A 22,609-nucleotide genomic window follows, 5' to 3' on the forward strand; every position below is an offset into this window, starting at 1 on the left:
CAGGAGGGAACAGTAGTGAACAAAGGACAAGTACTACAAGTAATGGGTCCAGTTGTTGACGTTAAATTTGACAATGGCCAATTACCAGCTATCTATAATGCGTTAACTGTAGCGATTGAACGTCCAAACGAAGCGCCTACTACATTAACATTAGAAGTAGCTTTACACTTAGGAGATGACTCTGTTCGTACTATTGCTATGGCGTCTACTGACGGCCTTAAGCGTGGTACAGAAGTAATAGATGCTGGTGCAGCAATTTCTGTTCCAGTTGGTGACGTTACATTAGGACGTGTATTCAACGTTCTTGGTGAAGTTATCGACTTAGGAGAAGAAATTTCTGCGAATGACCGTCGTGATCCTATTCACCGTCAAGCACCAACATTTGAAAATCTTTCAACAGAAGTAGAAATTCTTGAAACAGGTATCAAAGTAGTAGACCTTTTAGCTCCATATATTAAAGGTGGTAAAATCGGTCTATTCGGTGGTGCCGGAGTAGGGAAAACGGTTCTTATCCAAGAACTTATTAACAATATCGCACAAGAACACGGTGGTATTTCGGTATTCGCTGGTGTTGGAGAGCGTACACGTGAAGGAAATGACTTATTCCACGAGATGAGCGATTCCGGCGTTATTAAGAAAACAGCAATGGTATTTGGTCAAATGAATGAGCCACCTGGTGCACGTATGCGTGTAGCTTTAACTGGTCTTACAATGGCTGAATATTTCCGTGATGAACAAGGTGCAGACGTACTACTATTCATCGATAATATCTTCCGTTTCACACAAGCAGGTTCTGAGGTTTCTGCATTATTAGGCCGTATGCCTTCTGCTGCTGGTTACCAACCAACTCTTGCTACTGAAATGGGTCAATTGCAAGAGCGTATCACGTCAACAAACACTGGTTCTGTTACATCTATCCAAGCGATTTATGTACCTGCCGATGACTATACGGATCCAGCTCCAGCAACAACATTCGCTCACTTAGATGCAACAACAAACTTAGAGCGTAAATTATCTGAGATGGGTATTTACCCAGCTGTGGATCCTTTAGCTTCTTCTTCTCGTGCGCTTTCACCAGAAATCGTAGGACAAGAGCATTATGAAGTAGCACGTCAAGTGCAATATACTTTACAACGTTACAGAGAGCTACAAGATATCATCGCAATCTTAGGTATGGATGAATTAGGGGACGAAGACAAGTTAACGGTTAATCGTGCTCGTCGTATTCAGTTCTACCTATCTCAAAACTTCCATGTTGCAGAACAATTTACTGGTCAAAAAGGTTCATACGTTCCTGTTAAAGAAACGGTTCAAGGATTTAAACAAATTCTTGAAGGTAAATATGACCACCTTCCAGAAGATGCTTTCCGCTTAGTAGGACGCATTGAAGAAGTTGTTGAAAAAGCGAAAAGCATGGGCGTAGAAGTATAATAAATCGGACCAGGAGGTAAAAATATGAAGACACTTACAGTCAATATTGTCACTCCCGACGGCCCGGTATACGATTCTGAAGTAGACATGATTATCGCTAAAACAGCATCCGGTGAAATCGGTATTTTACCTGGCCATATTCCAATGGTTGCGCCACTTGTAATCGGTGCAGTTAAATTGAAAAAAGATGGAAAAACAGAGTACGCAGCAGTAAACGGTGGTTTTGTAGAAGTTCGTCCTGAAAAGGTAACAATTTTAGCTCAATCATCTGAAGTTGCTACAACTATCGATCTAACTCGTGCAAAAGAAGCGATGAAACGTGCAGAAGAACGTCTTCAAAGTAAGCAAGATTCAACCGACTTTACTCGTGCTGAACTTGCCTTGAAGCGTGCGATGAATCGTATCAACGTTTATGAGGGTAACATTTAATCTCATTCAGTTATTAATTAATGAATAAGATTTAAGACCTCTGGTGAATGCCACAGATTTTGTAAGGGAGTTAATCGTGTCCGCACGATACAAAATCTAGCCTCTTAGCCAAGGTAATTTGATTTATATGAAAAACAAACGGGCAGAACTAGTTCTGCCCGTTTTTATCATGTTAAGAGCAACATCAATGAAACGCTAGATAGTTTTCCACGGACTTTGGTCGGGAAGAGAAAACGTAGGAGCATTTCCAAAGATTCAAAAAAGAAGTTTATTAAAGATTTGAAGGAGGATAAAAGTGGGTTTATTAAATGGAGAGCAGGCAATTATTGCGATTTTAGCCAATGTGTTTTTTATAGGTATATCGTTTTATGCACTTCAAGCGATTATGATTGAAAAAATTATTAAAAAAAACCATGTGTTTCAAGCACAGTTATTCTATATCTTAGCTAGTATAGTGATTGGATCGACCGTAGCTAGCTTTTTCTTAAATTTAACAGCTTGGTCAAATCAATTCCAGTTTTTATTTAACTAAACGAATTCTATATGCTCATGCAAATATTGGAGAGGTTTGTATGAGCATGTAGAATCTCCTCAAATTTCCTGGGAAATATTTTATCAAATAGGTTTATGTGAGGCTTACGAGGGTAATTTAAGATTATCTACACGAAAAGACAGGGTATAACGTATACTATAGCATAAAAAAATAACGAAATAGTTGATGAAAATAGTGTTTTAGATGCTTGTATATACGCGAAATTCGTTGTATGATGTATATTGTTTTGAATTCCTAATAATGACATCATACATATTTCATTTATATAAAAGCAAATGAGGATAATGAACGCGGAGGGAAAGAAGTGGATAAAATCGTTGTTAAAGGCGGTCAAACTTTAAGAGGCAATGTGCGAGTTGAAGGTGCGAAAAATGCGGTACTGCCAGTACTAGCAGCAGCTTTGCTTGCATCCAAGGGAGTAAATGTAATAAAAGATGTGCCAACGCTTGCAGACGTTTTGACAATAAATGAAGTACTAAAAAGCTTAAATACAAAAGTTAAATATAATCCAGAGAACAATGAAGTTATAATTGACTCTCAAGAAAGACTCTCAAGTGAAGCACAATTTGAGTATGTGCGGAAAATGCGTGCATCAATACTGGTAATGGGTCCCATTTTAGCGAGAAATGGATTTGCACGCGTGGCACTTCCTGGCGGGTGTGCTATTGGCTCTCGTCCAATCGATCAGCATTTAAAAGGTTTCGAAGCAATGGGTGCCGAGATTTCATTCGGGCATGGATTTGTGGAAGCTAAAACAAGCGGGCGTTTACAAGGTGCTAAAATTTATTTAGACGTACCAAGTGTTGGAGCTACAGAAAATATTATGACAGCAGCGGCTCTTGCAGAAGGTATTACTACAATCGAGAATGCCGCAAAAGAACCGGAAATTGTCGATTTAGCTAACTTCATCAATGAAATGGGTGGAAAAGTTAAAGGCGCTGGAACTGACACAATTCGCATTGAAGGAGTAACTGAACTTCACGGTACGGAACATCATATCATCCCAGATCGTATTGAAGCTGGAACATTTATGGTTGCAGCAGCAATTACAAAAGGTGATGTGCTTATTGAAAATGCGGTTCCGGAACATATGACGGCTCTCATCTCAAAAATGCAAGAAATGGGCATTGAAGTAACTGAAGAAAATCAAGGACTTCGTGTACGCTCTCAAGGTAAACTTAAATCTGTAGATATTAAAACGATGCCTCATCCTGGTTTTCCAACAGATATGCAATCTCAAATGATGGCATTAATGATGACTGCTCATGGAACAGGGATCATTACGGAAACAGTATTTGAAAACCGTTTTATGCATGTAGAAGAATTCCGTCGCATGAACGGTAATATGAAAATTGAAGGACGTTCTGTTATTATGGAATCACCTTCTAATTTACAAGGAGCAGAAGTTGCAGCTACCGATTTACGGGCAGCAGCAGCACTAATCATCGCTGGCCTTGTTGCTGAAGGAATAACTCGTGTAACCGAACTATATCATTTAGACCGCGGCTACGTCGATTTCGACAAAAAACTCGCAGCACTTGGTGCAGATATTGAACGTATTGGTAGCGAGAGCCCAGAGAAATCAATTCAACTTGTATAATATATGTAAAGCACTGTGCATCCATACATGCATGGTGCTTTTTTTACATTGAAAATTTGGTTAAGTCTCGGTTTATGGAGAATTGGTTGCGTGTTTGGTCATATTGGTCTCGAAGTGGAATTTTTTATCAACTTACCATACAGATATTCCTTTGATTATTTGGTATAGTCTCGGTTTAAGGAGAATTGGTTGCGATTATGCTCCAATTGGTCTCGCTTTGTTCAAAATGGTCTCGAGTTTGATGAAATTGGTCTCGATTATGAATGAATTAGTCTCGAAGTGCTATATTTTTGGATTTCAATCAACGTACCAAACAAATATCCATTTGATTTTTGGTTTTGTCTCGGTTTATGGAGAATTGGTTGCGATTATGCTCCAATTGGTCTCGCTTTGTTCAAAATGGTCTCGAGTTTGATGAACTTGGTCTCGATTATGAATGAATTAGTCTCGAAGTGCTATATTTTGGGATTTCTATCATTACTTCTTGAATTTTGGTTGTGTATTTATTTCGAAAATAGGGCACTGTACTTTGTATTTCTAGATTGACCGGTTTTTATAAGCATGCTATTTTTCAATATTCTTGTCGCTTCATGTTTATTGTTTAATTTTAAAAAATGTTGGCACTCGATATTTGACATCGTGCTTTTATAAATTAGAAAATATTCATCTAATGTTTGTTCGTGTGCTTTTCTGTGATAGATTTTGCAGCGAGGACAAAACCAATTGTGTGGTAACTTTTTCATTCCAATTAAACCGCATTGATTACACTCAACTCCTTTTAGAATGGCATCCGGATCAATTCCATAGTATTCGGTTAAAGGAAACGGCTGAAAATCGGTATTTGCATTTAGGAGATAATTCTTTAAGCTATCCAGTTGGATCTCGTTTATATAAGGAGAGTCGGCTTTAATATTTCGTATATAAGGTTTAATTCCTCGGCGAAATAGGATGGTTTTATTAGCTGGGGGTACTTTAATATAGCTGGTTGGAAACGCAAAGACGATAGCACTGTAGATAGGTAGATTAAAACCAATAGCTTTAAAAAGTAGATTTAGTTGGTACACATATTCTTCTAATTGAAGAACTGGGCTTTCAAAAGAGTGAGTTTCATTTGTATCAAGCTTTCTTTGCATTTGTTGGTCCGTAAATGTAATCTCTCCTTTAATATTTTTTACTTCCAAAACTAGTGCATAGTACTGTGTAACTAATAAAATATCTACTTGGAAAAGTGATTCCGCATATAAAGAGAGATTATGAAAAACATAGAACTTATAGGGCAATTTCAGTTGCTCCATCATTTTCATCACAACTTCTTCTCCAATATCACCAGCTAGTTTTTGATAGTACTCATCCTTAATCATTGAATATTTTGGATGATTCCTCGACATTCGTTTATGTAGAGAATGTAGTGCTTTTACGTATAGGGAAGCTGAATATTTCTTTGCTATCATTATGTCACCTCACGCAAAGAGTATCATAGTTTAGGGAAATATAAAAATGACGAGAATTCCATTTTTGAATGGTGTTTTCCATGAAATCAGTCTCAAAATCTCATTTTCAGCTGCAAAAAGGCTTCAAAATTCTATTTTGGTATTTTCCAAAATAAATTGGTTGCTTTCATTCGGCATTTGATTGCTTTTGATGATGTATTAGTTGCTTTCATAATTGAATTGGTCTACCTTATCCACATTACGTTATTTTATAGATAATATTTCCTTTCCGAAAACTCTCAGCCCTCGAACCTGTCAACTACAACTCATCACAACACTCGTTCATTTTCCTTCAACCTCCTGCATATAGTACCTCTATGAAACAAAACATTATCTTATTATTAATTTGCATTAGTCTCTTGTTTTTACCGTTTTTACTAATCAAAGAAAAGCATGAAGCGAAACCCGCACCTAAGTTGGAACTAGATTTTGATATTGAATGTCCAATACTAATCGAAGTGGAAGGGGAACTTGAAAAAATTCCTCTCGAAACGTATGTTTTAGGAGTTGTCGCTGCAGAAATGCCGATTTCTTTCCATGAGGAAGCATTGAAGGCGCAGTCGATAGCTGCGAGGACGTATGTACTGCGAGAGACGAATTTCGGAGAACACGCTATTTCCAAAACGGTGCAAAAGCAAGTGTATGCAAGCGAAGAGGAGCGCAAAAAAAAGTGGGGGGCTTCCTTCGAAGAGTATGAATCTAAACTTCAAAATATTGTCTCATCCACAGAAGGAGAAATTATTGTATATAAGGATCAGCTAATTACGGCAATGTTCTTTTCGACGAGTAATGGGCAAACGGAAAGCGCGGAAAGTTACAGCGGCAATGCTATTCCTTATTTAGTTTCCGTCCCTAGCAAACAAGAAGAACTTTATGCATCGAATGTTAAGAAGAAATTTGAATTCACAAAGAAAGAATGGGCAAATGCTTTTGGTATGAAGTGGTCGGATAGTATGCCGAATACATTTCAAGTGACCAAGACGGATTCAAACCGTATTAAGTCGATTCAAATGTACGGCAAAACTTGGTCAGGCAGAGAAGTACGAGCATTGCTTGACCTACCATCTACTGATTTCACCGTTTCATTTCAAAGTGAAAAAGTTGTAGTAGAAACGGTTGGATATGGGCATGGTGTTGGTATGAGTCAATACGGCGCAGAGGTGTTGGCACATGATTCTGTAAGGGCTCATGACATTTTACTACACTATTATAAAGGAACAGAAATAAAAACTTTCTCAACATGTTTAAAATCTCCTACAAATGCAAAGAATAGCAATTGAGGTGATGAAAATGAGAGAAGAACAATCGAACAAGCCTTCTCAGAAGAATAAAAATCCGAAAAAACCATGGTTTTGGCCACTAATTTATGGGGGATTTTCGGTAGCATTCGTTGGAATGATTTGGGGTTACAATGTGTTTGTAAACACGGACACAGCGGGGGAATGGTCTAAAGCTGGAGATCCAGATAAAGTAACCATTGAAACCAATGCCCAAGCAGAATCCATGAAATATCCTTTCAAAGAGACTCTGCATGATAGTATCGAAGTTGTACAGCACTATTATGACATGGATGCCGATGAAGCGACACGTGAAAAATCATTACTAGTGTTCAATCAAACGTACGTAACTAGTACTGGTGTATCTTTATCAATGAATGGCGAACCATTTGAAGTACTAGCTGCCATGAGTGGAACAGTAGAAGAGGTAAATTTAGATCCGTTTGAAGGGGATGAAATTGTACTCTCCCATGCAAATGGTCAGCAAACAAAATATCGTTCTGTCACTGGCATTCTAGTAAAAGTGGGAGATGTAGTAGAGCAAGGACAAGCATTAGCAACATCTACTGAAAATGAATGGAACCCTACTGCAGGTGTTCACTTACAATTTGAAATTTTAGAAGACGGCGTTCCAATCAATCCGGAATCATTACTAGCGTTTTAATTTAATCCAGCTATCTTTTTACGAATGACATAAACACACAATTCCGCTTGGATTCAAATGCTGATTGTATAAAATGACATTCATAAATCCCCATACGTATGCATAAAGTGATGAAAAGTGTTCCTTTACTAACGAAAGGAAGAGTTAGTGCACGAAACGATACGTCATAGATGCATACGTCTTGGTGAAATGGTTATCGAAACTAAGAAAACTGTCCGTGCCATCGCGAGCACAACCGGTCATTCAAAAAGCACAGTTCATAAAGATTTGACGGAAAGACTCCATTTAGTAGATCCGCAACTAGCAAAAGAAGTAAAAGAAATTCTTGCGTATCATAAATCGGTCAGGCATTTGCGAGGTGGAGAAGCCACGAAACGAAAATGGAAAACTAAAAAGGAAGATGGGAAAGGTCGTGATTTGTAACGAATCACGTCTTTTTTCTGTTGCTTAGAATAATCAGTCTCGAGCATCCATTAAATACCATTCTAGCATATATAATGTTTAGTAAATTTAAATTTTGAAAAATATTCTAGTACAAAGGTATCGGTATTCCTTATTTCATACAAAGCATTATGAACATTGATAAATAGCGGTTAATATGTCAATAAAAAAAGTGTATTTATTCCAAAACTATGATAAAATTATAAGTTAGAGACATATCGAAATATACATATAAAATGGTTTTAACAGGGAAGGAGAAACACTGTTAATGTTTGCTAAGGATATAGGAATCGACTTAGGTACTGCGAACGTATTAATTCATGTAAAAGGAAAAGGGATTGTTTTAAATGAACCATCCGTTGTTGCGATAGATAAAAATACAAATAGAGTGCTTGCCGTAGGTGATGAAGCACGACAAATGGTAGGTAGAACTCCTGGTAATATTGTTGCAATCCGCCCACTAAAAGATGGAGTAATTGCAGACTTCGATGTAACAGAAGCAATGCTTAAGCACTTTATAAATAAACTAAATGTAAAAGGTTTTTTATCCAAGCCTCGCATATTAATTTGTTGTCCTACAAACATTACAAGTGTAGAACAAAAAGCAATTCGAGAAGCAGCAGAAAAATCTGGTGGTAAAAAAGTGTATTTGGAAGAGGAACCTAAAGTCGCTGCAATTGGTGCCGGTATGGATATTTTTCAACCAAGCGGTAATATGGTTGTCGATATCGGAGGAGGCACAACAGATGTAGCAGTACTTTCTATGGGAGATATCGTTACTTCTGAATCTATTAAAATTGCTGGAGATGTTTTTGACAATGATATCCTTCAATATATTAAAAGAGAATACAAGCTTTTAATTGGTGAACGAACAGCTGAAAATATTAAAATTGAAATTGGAACTGTTTTTCCTAATAGTCGACATGAAGAAATGGATATTCGTGGACGAGATATGGTTACAGGTCTTCCTCGCACAATTACGATACATTCGGAAGAAATTGAAAAAGCATTACGTGAATCTGTTTCAGTTATTGTACAAGCCGCAAAAAATGTTTTAGAAAAAACACCACCAGAATTATCTGCGGATATTATTGATCGCGGAGTTATTATTACAGGTGGAGGAGCTCTTTTACATGGAATGGATCACCTTCTTGTGGAAGAATTGAAAGTACCGGTATTTGTAGCGGAAAATCCAATGGATTGTGTTGCGGTTGGGACAGGTTTAATGTTAGATAATATTGATAAAATCTCAAGAAGATAATAAAAAACGTTTGAGTGTAACAAAGTACTTCAGCGTCATGCTTGATAAGCAAGGCTGGAAAGTAAAGAAAGTGGGGGTTTCCAAATGTTTCGTGGTTTTTATACAGTTGCATCCGGAATGATTGCGCAACAGCGTAGAACGGAATTACTTACAAATAATATGGCAAATGCAAATACGCCTGGATATAAAGCTGATCAATCGGTAATTAGATCGTTTCCAGAAATGTATTTATCAAAACTTGGACCATCTAGTATACCGACTGAAGCGCCTATTAAAGGTAAATATGCAACAGGTGTCGGAGCTGTTGGAACGGGCATTTATATGCAGGAAACCATTCCGCTATTACAACAAGGACAGCTTCAAAGTACCGATTTAAATACAGATATTGCGTTAATTGATGGTGAGCTACCTAAAGATGCACAAACTGGCCAAACTGGTGCTATATTTTATCGTTTACAGCATCCAGTAGAAGGGGAAGCTTACACACGTAATGGAAGCTTTACATTGGACCCTGAAGGCTTTTTAACGAACGCTCAAGGGTTATACGTACTTGATTCGAACGGACAGCGTATACAGCTTCAAAATGATGATTTTCGAGTAGCAGACGATGGCCAAATTTATGTCGATGATCAAGCAGTTGCACAAATCGGTGTGTCATTTGCTGCGCAACCAGAAAAATTATTGAAACAAGACAATGGATTATTCAAAACTGTGGATGGGTCAAATTTGCCTTCCGCTTATAATTCAGCAAACGTCAGTTTTTCGATGCAACAAGGATATATCGAGCGTTCGAATGTCGATTCTGCTAGAACTATGACAGATTTGCTAACGGCTTACCGAGCTTTTGAAGCAAATCAAAAAATACTGCAAGCATACGACCAAAGCATGCAAAAAGCTGTAAACGAAGTAGGACGCGTGAACTAATAAAAGTTTGTTGTAGGCTCTAGTTGCATTTTTTATATAGAAAAGAGGTCTTCTTGAATGTTACGCACAATGATTACTGCTACTAATACAATGACGCAGCTTCAAAGTCAGTTAGATATAATAGGGAATAATCTTGCTAACTCCAATACACATAGCTATAAAGCGAAGGATGTTAAGTTTCAAGAGCTACTTTATCAACAATTTAATAATGACAAATTGGATAAGGTAGAACGTCAATCTCCTATAGGTATTCGTTATGGAGTAGGAGCTTCACTAGCGCAAGCGACGATGAATTGGAAACAAGGAAGCTTACAATCTACTGGTCGAGATTTAGATTTTGCTTTCCAAGAACCAAAACAATATTTTAACGTGTTAATGCCAGATGGTGAAAACGGTCAACAAACAGCGTACACACGTCAAGGCGCTTTTTATGTTTCACCTATCGAAAACGGTAACTTAATGCTTGTAACTGGAGATGGCTACCCAGTGGCTGACGCATCTGGACAAGCAATAACTATACCGGATAACGTTTCAAGCTTTTCTGTAAATGAAACAGGAATATTAACTGCTAACTATCCAGATGGTTCCACTGTAAAAAGAGAATTAGCGGTTTCTGTTTTACAAAAGCCACAGCTAATGGAACAACTTTCCGAAACGTATATTAAGTTGCCTAATAATCTGGCGGAGTTAGGTGTAAATGCGCAAGACGTTGTCACGAGCCTTCAAGGTGCCAATCGCAATCAAATCTCACTTACGAATCAAGTATTGGAAATGTCTAATGTAGATGTTTCAAAAGAAATGACCGAGTTAATGACGGCACAGCGTTCGTATCAATTTAATGCAAGGTCAATCACGCTAGCAGACCAAATGATGGGTCTTATTAATGGAATAAGATAATTTTCCTATTAAGGAGTTAAGTATATGACAGAAGAAATTAAAATTTCTGGCAGACGACAACGAAAATTGGAACATGCAAAAAAAGCTGAATCGAAAAAGACCTATTGGGTGCAAATCCGCATGTTTCCTATTTGGTTACGTATACTAATAATCATTGCACTTTTTTTAGGCGCAGCTACAGCTGGTCTAATGGTCGGATACGGGATACTGGGAAATGGTACAGCAAAAGATGCACTCAAATGGGAGACTTATCAGCATATACTAGATATTAAAGACGGTAAATAGGGAAATTCGGAGGGAAAACCATGTTAACAACAGAACAAGTTCAAGCAATTTTACCTCATCGTTATCCATTTTTAATGATTGATCGAATTCTAGAAGTAGAAGAAGGAAAACGAGCAGTAGGATTAAAAAATGTAACGATTAATGAAGATTTTTTTAATGGGCACTTTCCTGGATATCCAGTAATGCCGGGAGTTTTAATAGTAGAAGCTTTGGCACAAGTTGGAGCAGTAGCAGTTCTGCAAATACCCGCAAATAAAGGGAGATTAGCTTTCTTTACTGGTATTGACAATTGCCGATTTAAACGCCAAGTGAAACCAGGCGATCAATTAAAACTAGAAGTAGAACTAGTCAAATTACGTGGCGCAATGGGTAAAGGACATGGTATTGCAACTGTAGACGGTGAACTTGTTTGTGAAGCTGACATTCTTTTTGCATTAGGTCCAGTTGCTGAACAAGAACAATAATAGTATTCCTTTATAAGATTGAGGATATGCTTTAATTATTTTTCAAATGAAAAAACAGGCATTATTGCCATAGGATATTTCTTTCCTTTCCTGGACAACCTATCGTAAGTCACTTACAAGTGATGAAGATAACCAAGAAAGGAGGAATTTTTTTATGTGGAAAAAAGCCGTTCCTGCAGTGGCAATGTGTTCTTTATTATTAGTCGGATGTAATACTACCAAAACTGTTCCTAGCAAGAATGAAACGCCTATGCAAGACGTTCGCCAGGGTGTGGACCGAGTCATTCCAAATGCCAATCCAAATATCAATCCAAATGTCAATCCAAATCTAACTACACCAGAAACATATACACCTACGCCTGGAATTAACAACACTACTGATTATTATAGAGGCACAAACAACAAAGGTGTAAATAATGTAGGACCAAATGTTGTTCCTGATGGTAATGTTATTAAAGGGACAACTGGAACTACTGGAACAACTGGAGTAAAAGGCCAAACGAAATAGAAGAAACTATTATTGAATTCTAATGAAAAGGCTGACTCAAAGAAGATTTTTCTTTTGAGTCAGCCTTTTTTACAGTTTTTAGATGGGTTAGCATCAAGCCGCTACCCCCGCTTTTGAACACGTAGGAATAACGAAAATCAATAAAGGTTTGCCGTTTTTTCTTATTATTCCTCTTTTTTTAAGAAAGGTCTTGTTTTCATATCGTGTTCAAACTTGGACAAAAGTTCTTCACCACTTAATCCATCTTCAATTAATTCTGCAAGTAAAGACTCAGCATATTTTCTTCGTACTCGCTTTAATGTTCCTTTAAGTAAGACAGAAATATGCTCACCTATTTCTTTCACAGAGTATGTTAAAACCTCAAAATGTGCGGGTTCGTTCTCTGGATAAGAAATCACAACTTTAGCATGTATTATTTCATTTGTTGTTTGAAAATTATTAAAAAGTTCCTCATATTTTTTATCAATAAAAAGCTCCAATATCCAAGAACGACTTGTATTTTCTTGGTTTATTACAATTCCGTCTTCGATGGAAATTGGATATATCTCTTGATCACGAATTAAATCAATGGACATCATCTTAAACGTTTTCATCTACATTCTCCTTCAAAAGGATTTAATTAAATTTATTATAACATAATTAGAATTTAGTAAGTGTCGATTCATAGGGAAGAGATAACAAGCAAAAAAATTTTGAGAAAGTGCCAAATTTCAATTTTCAATTTTGTAAGAAGCAGAGTTTTACAGGACTCGCTAAAATTTTCAGAGCAAACAACTTCATTTTCATGAATAAAAAGCGCTCAAAACCACTTTTTCGACTTTTGCTAACAATTCTTAATACCATTATGATGAGGGTAATTACAAATAGAGGAGGTGAAATAGTGAACACAGTTTCGTTAATCGGACGAATGACAAAAGCTCCACAACTAAAATATTTAACTGAAGGTAGATTACAAACTAGTTTTGTAGTCGCAGTAAATAAGGGATACAAAACGGATGAGGCGGACTTTGTGCTTTGCACGATTTGGGGAAAGCTCGCAGAAACGACCGTCAAGTATTGTGGGAAAGGCTCGCTTGTTGGGATTACAGGTAGGCTTAATACTAGGTCATATGAGAAAGGAGAGGGAACACGAGTATTCGTAACAGAGGTAGTTGTGGAGGACATCCGATTTTTAGCAACAAAGAAACGGGACGAACTAGAAAACAATCAAGAACAGAAGAAAGTAGAAACAGATTTCGAATTTCCATCAACACACTCAAATCAACTTCCAGTATAAATACTTAGCAGACCGCACTAAAAAACCGCTGATTTACAAGAGGAAAACCTGACCGAAGAAGCACGGTCAGGTTTTTAAATAGTTATAATTTAGCAGTTATGCCGAAGCGAGAGCAATCCAAAACGATCCGAGAGCAACACCCATCGAAGCGAGAGCACTAAACACTGGTACATGTAGCAATATACACTAACGTTCCAAGTTCCCCAACCTAAGTCAACTTAAATCGTCAGCGTCAATAAATCCTTTAAATCTGAATCTGACATTTCAGTGATCCATTGACTTGAATGGATTAGTTCTTCAGACAACGATTGCTTTTCAATAAGCAGTTTATCTATTTTTTCTTCAATTGTACCAATTGTTATAAACTTATGAACATGAACAAAATTAGTTTGCCCAATTCGGTAAGCGCGGTCTGTTGCTTGATTCTCAACAGCAGGATTCCACCAACGGTCGGCATGCAAAACATGACTAGCAGCAGTTAAATTTAACCCGGTGCCTCCAGCTTTTAATGATAAAAGGAAGACAGGAAATTCATTTGCTTGAAAAGCTTCGACTAAATGATCGCGCTGGTTTTTCGGCATACTACCTGTTAAAAATGGTGCATCGATATCAAATAACTCTGTTAAACAATGCTGCAATAAGTGTCCCATACCAATATATTGCGTGAAGATGAGACATTGCTCTCCGCGTGCTGCAATTTCACCAGCGAGCGTAACAATACGCGCAAGTTTCTCAGAACGCTCCATCATATCATCGGCGTCATCAAACGGTTCCTTCAAATAGAGAGCTGGATGATTGCAAAGCTGTTTTAGCTTACTTAGCATTTTTAAAATGAGCCCTTTTTTCTCAAAACCAGAAAGGTTGTCGAGCTTACTAACCGTTTCTTGTATAAGTGATTCATACAAGGCAGCTTGTTCAGTTGTTAAGGCACAGTATTCTCGTTGCTCCAGTTTTTCAGGTAGGTTAAGCAATAACTCAGGATCCTGTTTCGTTCTTCTCAGCAAGAATGGCTGAATCTTCACACGCAGTTTATGTTTGGTTGTATCAGATTCATCGCGTTCAATCGGTACAATATAATTTTCTTGAAACTTGCGAAATGATCCTAAATATCCTTTATGAATAAAATCAAAAATGGACCATAATTCAGATAATCTATTTTCAACAGGTGTACCAGTCAAGGCAATATGATGAGCGCCTGTTAACTTGCGGATAGCACGGGACTGTTTTGTATGCATATTTTTAATATTTTGTGCTTCATCCAGTGTAATACTTGACCATTCGACCTCTTGAAGAGCCTCAATATCTTGCATCGCGGTACCGAAAGTAGTTATAACAATGTCAGTGGTAAGGTCAATCTCTTTTGTACGAGCAGATCCATAATGTGTTTGTACCTTCAAAGAGGGTGCAAATTTTGCCAACTCTTTTTGCCAGTTCCCAAGAACGGAAGTGGGGCAAATGATTAAAGATGGAGTAAGCCTGTCTTCCTTTTCATGTACATGCAATAAATAGGAAATTAATTGAACGGTTTTCCCAAGACCCATATCATCAGCTAAGCAAGCACCAAACTGTTCGTTTCTCATGAAAACGAGCCATTCGAGTCCAAGCTGTTGATAAGGTCGAAGGGATGTTAATAAGTTCGGAGAAACCGGGACTTCAGGGAATCCTTTTTTCTCAGACAGTTGCTCCATTAGAGATTGCAGCGACTTCTGCAACTCGAATTGGAATAAAGGATCTTCATCTGACTGCTCTTCATCGTCTAAAGCTAGTGCAATTTCTTCTGGAATTTCTCGGAATAGAAGCTCCTTTACTGTCCAGTTTTCGTCTTCAGATTTCTTCATTAATTCTCGAATTTCATGCATCCAAGCAGCATCTATTCGGAACCATTCATTTCCTGCTTGAATATATGAACGGTTTTCATTGACAAGTTGCTGGAAATCTTCTGAAGAAATCTCTTGACCATTTAATGAGAAGCTCCAGTCAAACTTCAATATTTCGTTTAGACCAGCTGCGGTTTTATACGTATTTGCAGATTTGGCAATAGTTTTGACACGCAGTTTCGTTTCTTTTACAGCCTTTAACCAAGCAGGAAGTATAACTTCGAATCCTAATGCTTGTAATTTCACTAAATCATCCCGAAGAAAGATCCGTACTTCCTCATCTGTCATTGTTGCAGAGAAAAAAGTGTTGGTGTTCAGTTGTTCAATAGAAGAAATGAGTGAGAATATTTTTGTTTGTATTTCCTCAATATAGGAGCTGAATTCACTCCACTTGTCAGGTAGCGCTTCTTTAATTGGTGAAGTCTTTTTACGAAAAGCAGGTGTCCAGTAAACAGTACTTTTCTTACCGCGAACAACAGTTTCTAATAGCCATGTATCATCAAGTGCTTCTGGCTCTGACAATCTTAATGCAACCAATAAACTAGGATGAGTTGCTTGTGATTTAATTGGCCATCCGCCTTGTTCGAAAAAAGGAATGAGTGCTGGAACATCTTCCAACGTTAATCCAGCTTGATAAAGCTTTTGTTTGACTGCATTTGCAACAAGTGCTTTTTCCTTTTCTTCTATAGGAGCAACCACTTCAATCGTATCTCCATCTAATTTTAGCTTGCTCCACAAATTAGGAGATAACCAAGTGTTGGCTGCTTTCTTAAATGTATGAAGCCAATTTTCAGAATCAGTATTTGCCCCAGTGAATGAAACAAAAGGATGTGGTTTTCCAGAAAACAACTCCATTATTTCGACAGGGGTGGCAAGCAGTGCATTTTCTTCAATTTGTGCAAGCAATCCAAAGAAGCTTTCTCGATGATTGATATATAAGGAAGGAACCCACTGTTCAGCAGGATTCCCTATGGATATTAAGCGAAAGTTCCCGTTTTCTGTAACATTGATTTTTAATGGTAGTTCTTTATTAATAGACAAAGGTTGAGTCATAATGGCAAGTTTCCTTTCTCTATTTCTTGTTGTAATGCACGAAGACGGCGATATTTTTCTCGAATCGTCTCAACATAGTCATTCCAAAAATCCGTATCATTCGTCTTTTTGGCTACTTGCTTCATTTTCTTCCAAATTCGTATTGCTTGTTTGTAGCTATAGCGATTTTTTTCCAAAATATATCGCATGGCATAGTGATGATAGAGAGGCAATAATACTTCCGGAGCTTCTTCTTTTATAATAGAAAGGCCACACGCTTCGGCATATTCAAGGGATGAATTTGCTGATTGATGAAGAGCCATCCAGTCTTGGTACCGTTTTTCTTTAATTAATAAATTCGAGTAAGATTGTATACCATACAATCCAAATGACTGGTATAGTTTCTCCAGTTCTTCGGTTTTTAAATGAATGGAGTCGAAAAGTAATTCCAAACGGCGAATAAGCATCACTCTTGATGGATTTTGGGCTACTTCATTTAAATAAGTAGGAATATGCGGCAATAACTTACGTGCGAGCTCGATACCCAATTCCTTGTTGGAGGAGTGAAGTGCTTTTTCACAAACTTCTACCCATTCCAAAAGCTGCTCTGTTTTCATGTGATCAGCAGCCTTTAACAAATCATCAATTCTAGACAAAGTAATATAAAAATAAGGAAGTACCATATTTAAAGGAATATCATCTTCCGTTTTTTCGAGCGATTGTAAATAAGTAACCTCTTTTTCTCGAGTTGCTTTATTAGTCACAAGCGCATCCCAAAAAGACAAATACACATGCTTGCGATAGCTGATCAGAGACTCCATTTCAAAATAGAATTCTCTTACGCGATTCATCATTTCTTCGTAAAAAGTATCTGCAGCAAATAATCGAGGTTTCGACGCAAGTTGCGCCAATGAATCATCTAAGTCTTCTAAATACTCGTTAAGAAAATGAAATACCCGATTGCGCATATTAGACTCAGCAAATGGTTCTAAATAGGGCCAAATTTTCATTAACATGGTAAGATTTACATACACATCGAAAATAGGTTGCCACTCCCGTTCAAATGGTCGTGACTTACGAATTTGCGTTTTTAAATCATGCACTGCGAACTCCAAAAGATAAAAGCTATTCGGAGGATAATTCGAAATAAATTTTCTAAAAAAATTCTCAACAAGGATATCCCAACTTCTAGGACTACGCTCATCTCTCAATAACTTTAACTGAGCCTGATCAGCTGTAGATCGCCAATCAGAAATCCATGTAGACAACGAATCATTCTGTTGATATAAATAAAAAATTGCCGCAACGATATGGCGACACGGTTTATGCATCGGACATGGGCAGTTATATGTGTCCGTCAAAGGATAATAAGTTACATCTATATTACTGACGTCTCTCACAATAAAATCTACTCGATGATCTTGCGGATAATAATTCGTTATCGACACAACGCCATTGCGTACAAAAAACGCCGCTCGACGAATAAGCTCCTCATCCTCCAAAATTGCAGGGTGGAACTTCTTCTCAATCGTCTGCATCGACTGATCAATATACTTTTTATAATGGGCGGCTAGTTTTTGGTATGAAGTAAGGGTCAAACGAATCTCTCCTAAGAAAAAAGGCTTTCCTTCCATTATACGTATAATGGACCATTAATAAAAGGGATAGCTCGTAACCCTCAAAAAAACATAAGCACACTCATCTGATACAACCGCACCCATGCTAGAAGGTAGACACCAAAACGAGAAGTCAGTCCAATGCGAGACTCCGCCAGCCATATTACAATAAAAAAGCCTCTGCCAAAGAATTTCTGCAAAATTATCTGGCAGAAACATTAGCAAAAGCTTTAATTATCATATAATTTCATTAGCAAACTTTTCACTTCTTTTATTTCAAGGGAATTTATATGATGTAAAAAATAACGGAATTCCTTTAAATTATATAAGTCGGAGTTGAGCTCATTTTGCAACTCCGTAATATAGCGGCTTTTATTTTCTCTAGCTTCAAGACCTGGGTTACTACTTTTATGACGTGTATCTTCAAGCATATCCATAAACTTTTCCTTTGGAATCGCATAAACTCTTCTAATTTCCCGTAATAATTGAATGGGAATTTCTAATTTACCTAATTCATATTTGGATAAAACAGAATGGTCAATGCCTAAACGATATGCTGCTTCAGTTTGTGTTATTTCCAATTGCTCTCTATATTCTCGTATTTGTTCATTAAAAGGCATAAGTTTACCTCCTTATCAATGAAACAAGAATATCTAAATAAAGAAACGGATTGATTAATATCGCCATAATGGCGATATGTAAGTAAAATGTCGTCTTTTGTTGTATATAATAAATATACATCCTGTTACATAGGTGTAAATATTAGGTAGCAAATGAAAAGAAGGGAAGTGGACGAGGTAGATAAAATAGAGTTTTATATACCTTCATTATTAGATTTTCTAGATCATAGTAAGGATAAGTGGTTAGAAGAAGTTAGAATAGTTGGTGTTAAAACAAACAATGTTAAATATTTTATTGGCCATAATACAAAAAAAATGACACGCATAGAAAAAATAGTTGCCGAAGATTTTACTATTTATGACCTTAAGCTCGATTTTCATAATCAAACACTCTCTTTTTATTTAGATAGTGTTGTAATGCCTTCCCACTCTATAATTCTTCAAAAAGTTTTTCAAACTTTTGCAGTACGATACAACGCTAGAAAAATTGGTTTTTTTCTATATGCACCTGGAAGAAATCGCCCTCAACCAGTAAAGGTATTTTCATAATATAAAACACAAAAGCGAATACAAAAAGTGTTCGCTTTTCCTATATTTGCACTACACGAAATCCTCCAAATATGATAAAATATATGTAATCAGAAAATTCTAAAAATAGGAGGGATATTATGTTACTAGTACAATTAATGAAACCATTTTATATAAAGCAAGAAGATGGACGGATAAATTTAGTCTTTGCTTACCAATACTTCTCCATAAAAAAAGATGATGAAATATTTCATTTTGTTCCGGTAGAAGGAAAAGAAATTATAGTTAATGCAAAGACAATGCAAGTAGAAAACTTATCAGAAGTATTTGTTTTCCAAAAAGGAAACCGATTCATACGACTTCCACTTTACCAACTATTGCTTGTTTCGGATATTCATACACATCTACTATCGATCATTGAAAATAGAGCTGAAAAAGAATCTACCTCATTTCCAATTGAGGGCATGGAAGAAATTATTCAACAGTTAGAGAAGGAAAACTTTGAAAGAATGATAGACTATGCATTAATTCAAAGAAATGAAGCACTTTTCCAAGAACTACAAGAATATAAAAAACTCTAACGGAGGATGTATCTTTTGAAAATAATTGATAATTAAAAAACACCTAACGAAAATTAAAATTCGGTAGGTGTTTTTATGTGTGGAAAAAATTAAATGGAAGTAAAAAAATAGAAAAATAAAACAAATATACTCGAACCAAGTATTCCAAATAAAATGTCCCCCCAATTTAAGCCTATAAATTTGTCGTTTTTCAAGTCCTCTGCCCCCTAATCTTGTAAATTTCCCGGGAAATATAACGGATTTTGAATATGTCAATAAAAAGTAAAAAATTTATAACAGTTTACCCAAAAAACATTAAACTTAATCCTATATGACAGAATTGTTACTGGTGCCTGGCACCAGTAACATTTTTGTAATAATATGTTAATAAAAATCTTGAGTGGTCGATATAAATGAAAAGGTTTTAAAGGGGATGATAAAATGCTGGGGAAGTGGAACTCCACGGGGTTGTCCATTATTCGAAATATAAATTCACAGTGGGCAATAGCAAATAAGTCCATGGAACGAATCTCGTCTGGTTATCGTATTAATCGTGCGGCAGATGATCCTGCAGGTCTAGCGATATCGGAAAAAATGCGGGCACAAATCCGTGGATTAGGACAGGCAGCAAGAAGTATACAAGATGGTATTTCACTTCTCCAAACTGGGGAAGGTGCGTTAAATGAAACGCATTCTATTTTACAACGCATGCGAGAACTTAGTGTAGAGGCGGCGAATGATACATTAACAGATAATGATCGTAAACAGCTAGCCCTAGAGTTTGATGAATTAAAAAAAGAAGTGACGAGAATTTCAAAAGATACAGAATTTAATACAAAAACTTTACTAGACGGTTCGCAAAGTATTTTGAAGATTCAAGCGGGAGCAAATGCCGGACAGCAAATTGAACTTACGATAGGAAATATGAGTGCAGAAGCAATAGGTATCAAAGATTTGTCTATTTCGACTAGAGAGGATGCAGATAATGCAATTGGAGAACTAGATAAAGCTATCAATAAAGTATCAAGTGAACGCTCACGAATGGGTGCATATACCAACCGTCTGGAACATGCATACAATAATGCAGTGAATATGGAAGAAAATTTAACTGCTGCAGAATCTCGCATTCGGGATGTGGACATTGCAAAAGAAATGATGGCTTTAACGAAAGCAAATATTTTAATGCAAGCAGGTCAATATGTCCTAAAAATGCATATGCAACAAGCCCAATCCATTTTGCAATTATTAAAGTAAGCGACTACTTTCATTTAATAAGAAATACTTTCATATTCCATTCAACAATCGTGAAAAGCCTAACACTCGCGATTGTTTTATTTTGTCCGCTTAGAGTTTGTTACAAAACAGTTACTGGTGCCTGGCACCAGTAACCGTTTTGTAATATTGATGGAAGAAAAAGTCTGCAGGAGGGTAATTTTTCTAGTATTATAGGTTTATATGTTTTAAAAGGGGGAATTGGGATGAAGAGGTTTTCCGGTTTAGCATTTATCATGATGATTTTTTGTATTCTGGCTGTTCCTATTTCTGTGCTTGGAGCACCGCTGGATGAAGTTAAGGCAATTGTGGGAAAGGATTATAAAGGTGACATTCCAACTAACCTAAATAGTCTGACTTCAATTGATAGTATAATTGGGCAATTGGATCCGTATTCTACTTATTTTACGAAAGAGCAATTTGAATCCTACACGAATTCGATCAATAATACGACAACTGGGATTGGTGTTGTTATTGAAGAGCATGAAAAGGGTATCGAGATTGTTAATACGTTTGAGGGTGGAGCAGCAATCGGCGCAGGAATTATGCCTGGGGACATTATTATAGAGGTGGATGGCATCTCGACCGAAAAAATGTCTATTCAAAGGGCTTCATCACTTATAACAGGAAAAGAAGGAACAGTAGTTCAAGTAGTAGTAATGAAAGCTAGTACTAATAAAAAAGAAACGTATAAGCTAACCCGCAAAAAGTTTCAAGTTCCTGTTGTGGCAAAGCAACTTCTTTTTGGGAACGTCGGTTATATCGGAATTAATTCATTTTCGGATGATGGGGCTACATTAGTACAAGATGCGAAAAAAGCACTTCAAAAGCAGGGAGCTACTTCTTTTATTCTTGATCTAACGAACAACGGTGGTGGATACGTACATACTGCTGAGGAACTGATTGGCTTATTTCCAAATAGCCCGGACGCTTATTATCTTCAAACAAGGGGGCAGTCCGGACTTGTCAAATCAGTCCCGCATACGTCTTTATTTCCAAAAAATACGAAAGTACTTGTGAACGGTTATAGTGCAAGTGCATCTGAAATGACTGCAGCAGCGCTACTTGATCAAAAATCGGCGAAACTTTACGGGCAAAGAACATATGGGAAAGGATCGATGCAGACATTTTATAATTTGTCAGATGGATCTTATTTAAAGTTGACCGTTGCAAACTTCACAGGACCAAAAGGAACGGTTATTAATAAAACAGGTGTCAATCCAAACGTTGTGACAGACGAAGGGAAAGAACTCGAAAAAGCTCATTTAGACACAATTTTAGAATCAAATAAAACGTACAAACAGTTACCGGCACTATCCAATGTGTCGACAACAAAAGAATTTACGGTTACGTTTTCAAATTCCGTACAAGACAATAAGCAACAGAAAAATATAGAGTTAGTAAAACTTGGTGGAACGAGCAGCGTACCTGTATCCATCAAACAACAATCACCAAAGGAGTTTGTTGTAACTCCAAATGCACCATTAGAAAAAGGAGCAGCATACTTACTACTCATCCATCCCAAATTTCAATTGAAAAATGGAAATCCGATGAAAAATGGTGCTTATGTGGAAGTAACTGTTCAACCATAGAGGGGGAACAAT

The 22,609-nt window shown here is 37.0% G+C and carries 23 protein-coding genes; 18 read left to right on the plus strand and 5 right to left on the minus strand.

All coding sequences use genetic code 11. The features are described from left to right. Window positions 1-15: 15 nt before the first annotated feature. The 4 genes from atpD to murA all read left to right on the plus strand — a co-directional run bounded on the left by atpD (window position 16) and on the right by murA (window position 4,013). Window positions 16-1,431: a F0F1 ATP synthase subunit beta gene (atpD, locus tag ACFVR1_RS06655; RefSeq protein WP_387581990.1), complete on the plus strand. Its 1,416-nt coding sequence runs from the start codon at window positions 16-18 to the stop codon at window positions 1,429-1,431. Window positions 1,432-1,455: 24 nt separating this feature from the next. Further along, complete coding sequence (locus tag ACFVR1_RS06660) at window positions 1,456-1,860, plus strand: F0F1 ATP synthase subunit epsilon (RefSeq protein ID WP_387581992.1); 405 nt, start codon at window positions 1,456-1,458, stop codon at window positions 1,858-1,860. Between the two features lie 295 nt (window positions 1,861-2,155). Continuing rightward, complete coding sequence (locus ACFVR1_RS06665; protein ID WP_387581995.1) at window positions 2,156-2,392, plus strand: DUF1146 family protein; 237 nt, start codon at window positions 2,156-2,158, stop codon at window positions 2,390-2,392. A gap of 325 nt (window positions 2,393-2,717) precedes the next feature. Continuing rightward, entirely contained in the window at window positions 2,718-4,013 is a 1,296-nt protein-coding gene (gene murA / locus ACFVR1_RS06670; RefSeq protein ID WP_387581998.1) for a UDP-N-acetylglucosamine 1-carboxyvinyltransferase, read from the plus strand. A gap of 503 nt (window positions 4,014-4,516) precedes the next feature. Here murA and ACFVR1_RS06675 read toward each other — a convergent pair. Continuing rightward, window positions 4,517-5,464 (minus strand): nuclease-related domain-containing protein, encoded by a 948-nt coding sequence (locus ACFVR1_RS06675; RefSeq protein ID WP_387582001.1) that lies wholly within the window; start codon window positions 5,462-5,464, stop codon window positions 4,517-4,519. A 356-nt stretch (window positions 5,465-5,820) separates the two neighbouring features. Between ACFVR1_RS06675 and spoIID the strand changes: the two genes are divergently transcribed. The 9 genes from spoIID to ACFVR1_RS06720 all read left to right on the plus strand — a co-directional run bounded on the left by spoIID (window position 5,821) and on the right by ACFVR1_RS06720 (window position 12,224). After that, window positions 5,821-6,783, plus strand: coding sequence for a stage II sporulation protein D (gene spoIID, locus ACFVR1_RS06680; RefSeq protein ID WP_387582004.1), 963 nt, complete (start codon window positions 5,821-5,823; stop codon window positions 6,781-6,783). Between the two features lie 10 nt (window positions 6,784-6,793). Then, the gene (locus ACFVR1_RS06685) at window positions 6,794-7,444 is read left to right on the plus strand and encodes a peptidoglycan DD-metalloendopeptidase family protein (protein ID WP_387582007.1); all 651 of its coding nucleotides are present in this window, start codon (window positions 6,794-6,796) and stop codon (window positions 7,442-7,444) included. A gap of 147 nt (window positions 7,445-7,591) precedes the next feature. Then, on the plus strand, window positions 7,592-7,867 hold the full coding sequence (locus ACFVR1_RS06690) for a sporulation transcriptional regulator SpoIIID (RefSeq protein ID WP_053590508.1): 276 nt from the start codon (window positions 7,592-7,594) through the stop codon (window positions 7,865-7,867). A 286-nt stretch (window positions 7,868-8,153) separates the two neighbouring features. After that, window positions 8,154-9,146, plus strand: a complete 993-nt coding sequence (gene mreB, locus ACFVR1_RS06695; RefSeq protein ID WP_387582010.1) for a rod shape-determining protein — start codon at window positions 8,154-8,156, stop codon at window positions 9,144-9,146. Window positions 9,147-9,230: 84 nt separating this feature from the next. Beyond that, window positions 9,231-10,070: a flagellar hook-basal body protein gene (locus ACFVR1_RS06700; protein WP_387582012.1), complete on the plus strand. Its 840-nt coding sequence runs from the start codon at window positions 9,231-9,233 to the stop codon at window positions 10,068-10,070. 57 nt (window positions 10,071-10,127) lie between these two features. Beyond that, window positions 10,128-10,967, plus strand: a complete 840-nt coding sequence (locus ACFVR1_RS06705) for a flagellar hook-basal body protein (RefSeq protein ID WP_387582015.1) — start codon at window positions 10,128-10,130, stop codon at window positions 10,965-10,967. 24 nt (window positions 10,968-10,991) lie between these two features. Next, window positions 10,992-11,252, plus strand: coding sequence for a DNA-directed RNA polymerase subunit beta (locus ACFVR1_RS06710; protein WP_387582018.1), 261 nt, complete (start codon window positions 10,992-10,994; stop codon window positions 11,250-11,252). 20 nt (window positions 11,253-11,272) lie between these two features. Then, on the plus strand, window positions 11,273-11,716 hold the full coding sequence (gene fabZ, locus ACFVR1_RS06715) for a 3-hydroxyacyl-ACP dehydratase FabZ (RefSeq protein ID WP_387582021.1): 444 nt from the start codon (window positions 11,273-11,275) through the stop codon (window positions 11,714-11,716). 154 nt (window positions 11,717-11,870) lie between these two features. After that, on the plus strand, window positions 11,871-12,224 hold the full coding sequence (locus ACFVR1_RS06720; RefSeq protein ID WP_387582024.1) for a hypothetical protein: 354 nt from the start codon (window positions 11,871-11,873) through the stop codon (window positions 12,222-12,224). Window positions 12,225-12,388: 164 nt separating this feature from the next. Here ACFVR1_RS06720 and ACFVR1_RS06725 read toward each other — a convergent pair whose 3' ends face one another. Further along, entirely contained in the window at window positions 12,389-12,817 is a 429-nt protein-coding gene (locus tag ACFVR1_RS06725; protein ID WP_387582027.1) for a YwpF family protein, read from the minus strand. A gap of 287 nt (window positions 12,818-13,104) precedes the next feature. Between ACFVR1_RS06725 and ACFVR1_RS06730 the strand changes: the two genes are divergently transcribed. After that, window positions 13,105-13,500, plus strand: a complete 396-nt coding sequence (locus ACFVR1_RS06730; protein WP_387582030.1) for a single-stranded DNA-binding protein — start codon at window positions 13,105-13,107, stop codon at window positions 13,498-13,500. A 218-nt stretch (window positions 13,501-13,718) separates the two neighbouring features. Here the strand turns inward: ACFVR1_RS06730 and ACFVR1_RS06735 are convergent, their stop codons facing one another. The 3 genes from ACFVR1_RS06735 to ACFVR1_RS06745 all read right to left on the minus strand — a co-directional run bounded on the left by ACFVR1_RS06735 (window position 13,719) and on the right by ACFVR1_RS06745 (window position 18,645). Next, on the minus strand, window positions 13,719-16,430 hold the full coding sequence (locus tag ACFVR1_RS06735; RefSeq protein ID WP_387582033.1) for a DEAD/DEAH box helicase: 2,712 nt from the start codon (window positions 16,428-16,430) through the stop codon (window positions 13,719-13,721). Further along, complete coding sequence (locus ACFVR1_RS06740; RefSeq protein WP_387582036.1) at window positions 16,427-18,007, minus strand: hypothetical protein; 1,581 nt, start codon at window positions 18,005-18,007, stop codon at window positions 16,427-16,429. The genes ACFVR1_RS06735 and ACFVR1_RS06740 overlap by 4 nt, the downstream gene beginning before the upstream one ends. A gap of 248 nt (window positions 18,008-18,255) precedes the next feature. Then, window positions 18,256-18,645 carry a helix-turn-helix domain-containing protein gene (locus tag ACFVR1_RS06745; protein ID WP_387582039.1) on the minus strand — a complete coding sequence of 130 codons (390 nt, stop codon included), beginning with the start codon at window positions 18,643-18,645 and terminating at the stop codon, window positions 18,256-18,258. A 153-nt stretch (window positions 18,646-18,798) separates the two neighbouring features. Between ACFVR1_RS06745 and ACFVR1_RS06750 the strand changes: the two genes are divergently transcribed. The 4 genes from ACFVR1_RS06750 (at window position 18,799) to ACFVR1_RS06765 (ending at window position 22,597) form a co-directional block, all read left to right on the plus strand. Then, window positions 18,799-19,194 (plus strand): hypothetical protein, encoded by a 396-nt coding sequence (locus ACFVR1_RS06750; protein ID WP_387582042.1) that lies wholly within the window; start codon window positions 18,799-18,801, stop codon window positions 19,192-19,194. A gap of 119 nt (window positions 19,195-19,313) precedes the next feature. Then, window positions 19,314-19,754, plus strand: coding sequence for a transcriptional regulator (locus ACFVR1_RS06755; protein ID WP_387582045.1), 441 nt, complete (start codon window positions 19,314-19,316; stop codon window positions 19,752-19,754). 420 nt (window positions 19,755-20,174) lie between these two features. Then, window positions 20,175-20,987 (plus strand): flagellin N-terminal helical domain-containing protein, encoded by an 813-nt coding sequence (locus ACFVR1_RS06760; protein WP_387582048.1) that lies wholly within the window; start codon window positions 20,175-20,177, stop codon window positions 20,985-20,987. A 224-nt stretch (window positions 20,988-21,211) separates the two neighbouring features. Next, complete coding sequence (locus ACFVR1_RS06765) at window positions 21,212-22,597, plus strand: S41 family peptidase (RefSeq protein WP_387582051.1); 1,386 nt, start codon at window positions 21,212-21,214, stop codon at window positions 22,595-22,597. Window positions 22,598-22,609 lie beyond the last annotated feature (12 nt).

Origin of the sequence: Psychrobacillus sp. NPDC058041 (genome assembly GCF_042885655.1) — a bacterium.
Classification (GTDB): domain Bacteria; phylum Bacillota; class Bacilli; order Bacillales_A; family Planococcaceae; genus Psychrobacillus.

Coding starts and splice junctions, on each gene's coding strand:
- ACFVR1_RS06660 (WP_387581992.1), top strand. CDS start 1,456: ATGAAGACACTTACAGTCAATATTGTCACTCCCGACGGCCCGGTATAC.
- ACFVR1_RS06675 (WP_387582001.1), bottom strand. CDS start 5,464: ATGATAGCAAAGAAATATTCAGCTTCCCTATACGTAAAAGCACTACAT.
- spoIID (WP_387582004.1), top strand. CDS start 5,821: ATGAAACAAAACATTATCTTATTATTAATTTGCATTAGTCTCTTGTTT.
- ACFVR1_RS06685 (WP_387582007.1), top strand. CDS start 6,794: ATGAGAGAAGAACAATCGAACAAGCCTTCTCAGAAGAATAAAAATCCG.
- mreB (WP_387582010.1), top strand. CDS start 8,154: ATGTTTGCTAAGGATATAGGAATCGACTTAGGTACTGCGAACGTATTA.
- ACFVR1_RS06700 (WP_387582012.1), top strand. CDS start 9,231: ATGTTTCGTGGTTTTTATACAGTTGCATCCGGAATGATTGCGCAACAG.
- ACFVR1_RS06705 (WP_387582015.1), top strand. CDS start 10,128: ATGTTACGCACAATGATTACTGCTACTAATACAATGACGCAGCTTCAA.
- ACFVR1_RS06710 (WP_387582018.1), top strand. CDS start 10,992: ATGACAGAAGAAATTAAAATTTCTGGCAGACGACAACGAAAATTGGAA.
- fabZ (WP_387582021.1), top strand. CDS start 11,273: ATGTTAACAACAGAACAAGTTCAAGCAATTTTACCTCATCGTTATCCA.
- ACFVR1_RS06720 (WP_387582024.1), top strand. CDS start 11,871: ATGTGGAAAAAAGCCGTTCCTGCAGTGGCAATGTGTTCTTTATTATTA.
- ACFVR1_RS06725 (WP_387582027.1), bottom strand. CDS start 12,817: ATGAAAACGTTTAAGATGATGTCCATTGATTTAATTCGTGATCAAGAG.
- ACFVR1_RS06735 (WP_387582033.1), bottom strand. CDS start 16,430: ATGACTCAACCTTTGTCTATTAATAAAGAACTACCATTAAAAATCAAT.
- ACFVR1_RS06745 (WP_387582039.1), bottom strand. CDS start 18,645: ATGCCTTTTAATGAACAAATACGAGAATATAGAGAGCAATTGGAAATA.
- ACFVR1_RS06750 (WP_387582042.1), top strand. CDS start 18,799: ATGAAAAGAAGGGAAGTGGACGAGGTAGATAAAATAGAGTTTTATATA.
- ACFVR1_RS06755 (WP_387582045.1), top strand. CDS start 19,314: ATGTTACTAGTACAATTAATGAAACCATTTTATATAAAGCAAGAAGAT.
- ACFVR1_RS06760 (WP_387582048.1), top strand. CDS start 20,175: ATGCTGGGGAAGTGGAACTCCACGGGGTTGTCCATTATTCGAAATATA.
- ACFVR1_RS06765 (WP_387582051.1), top strand. CDS start 21,212: ATGAAGAGGTTTTCCGGTTTAGCATTTATCATGATGATTTTTTGTATT.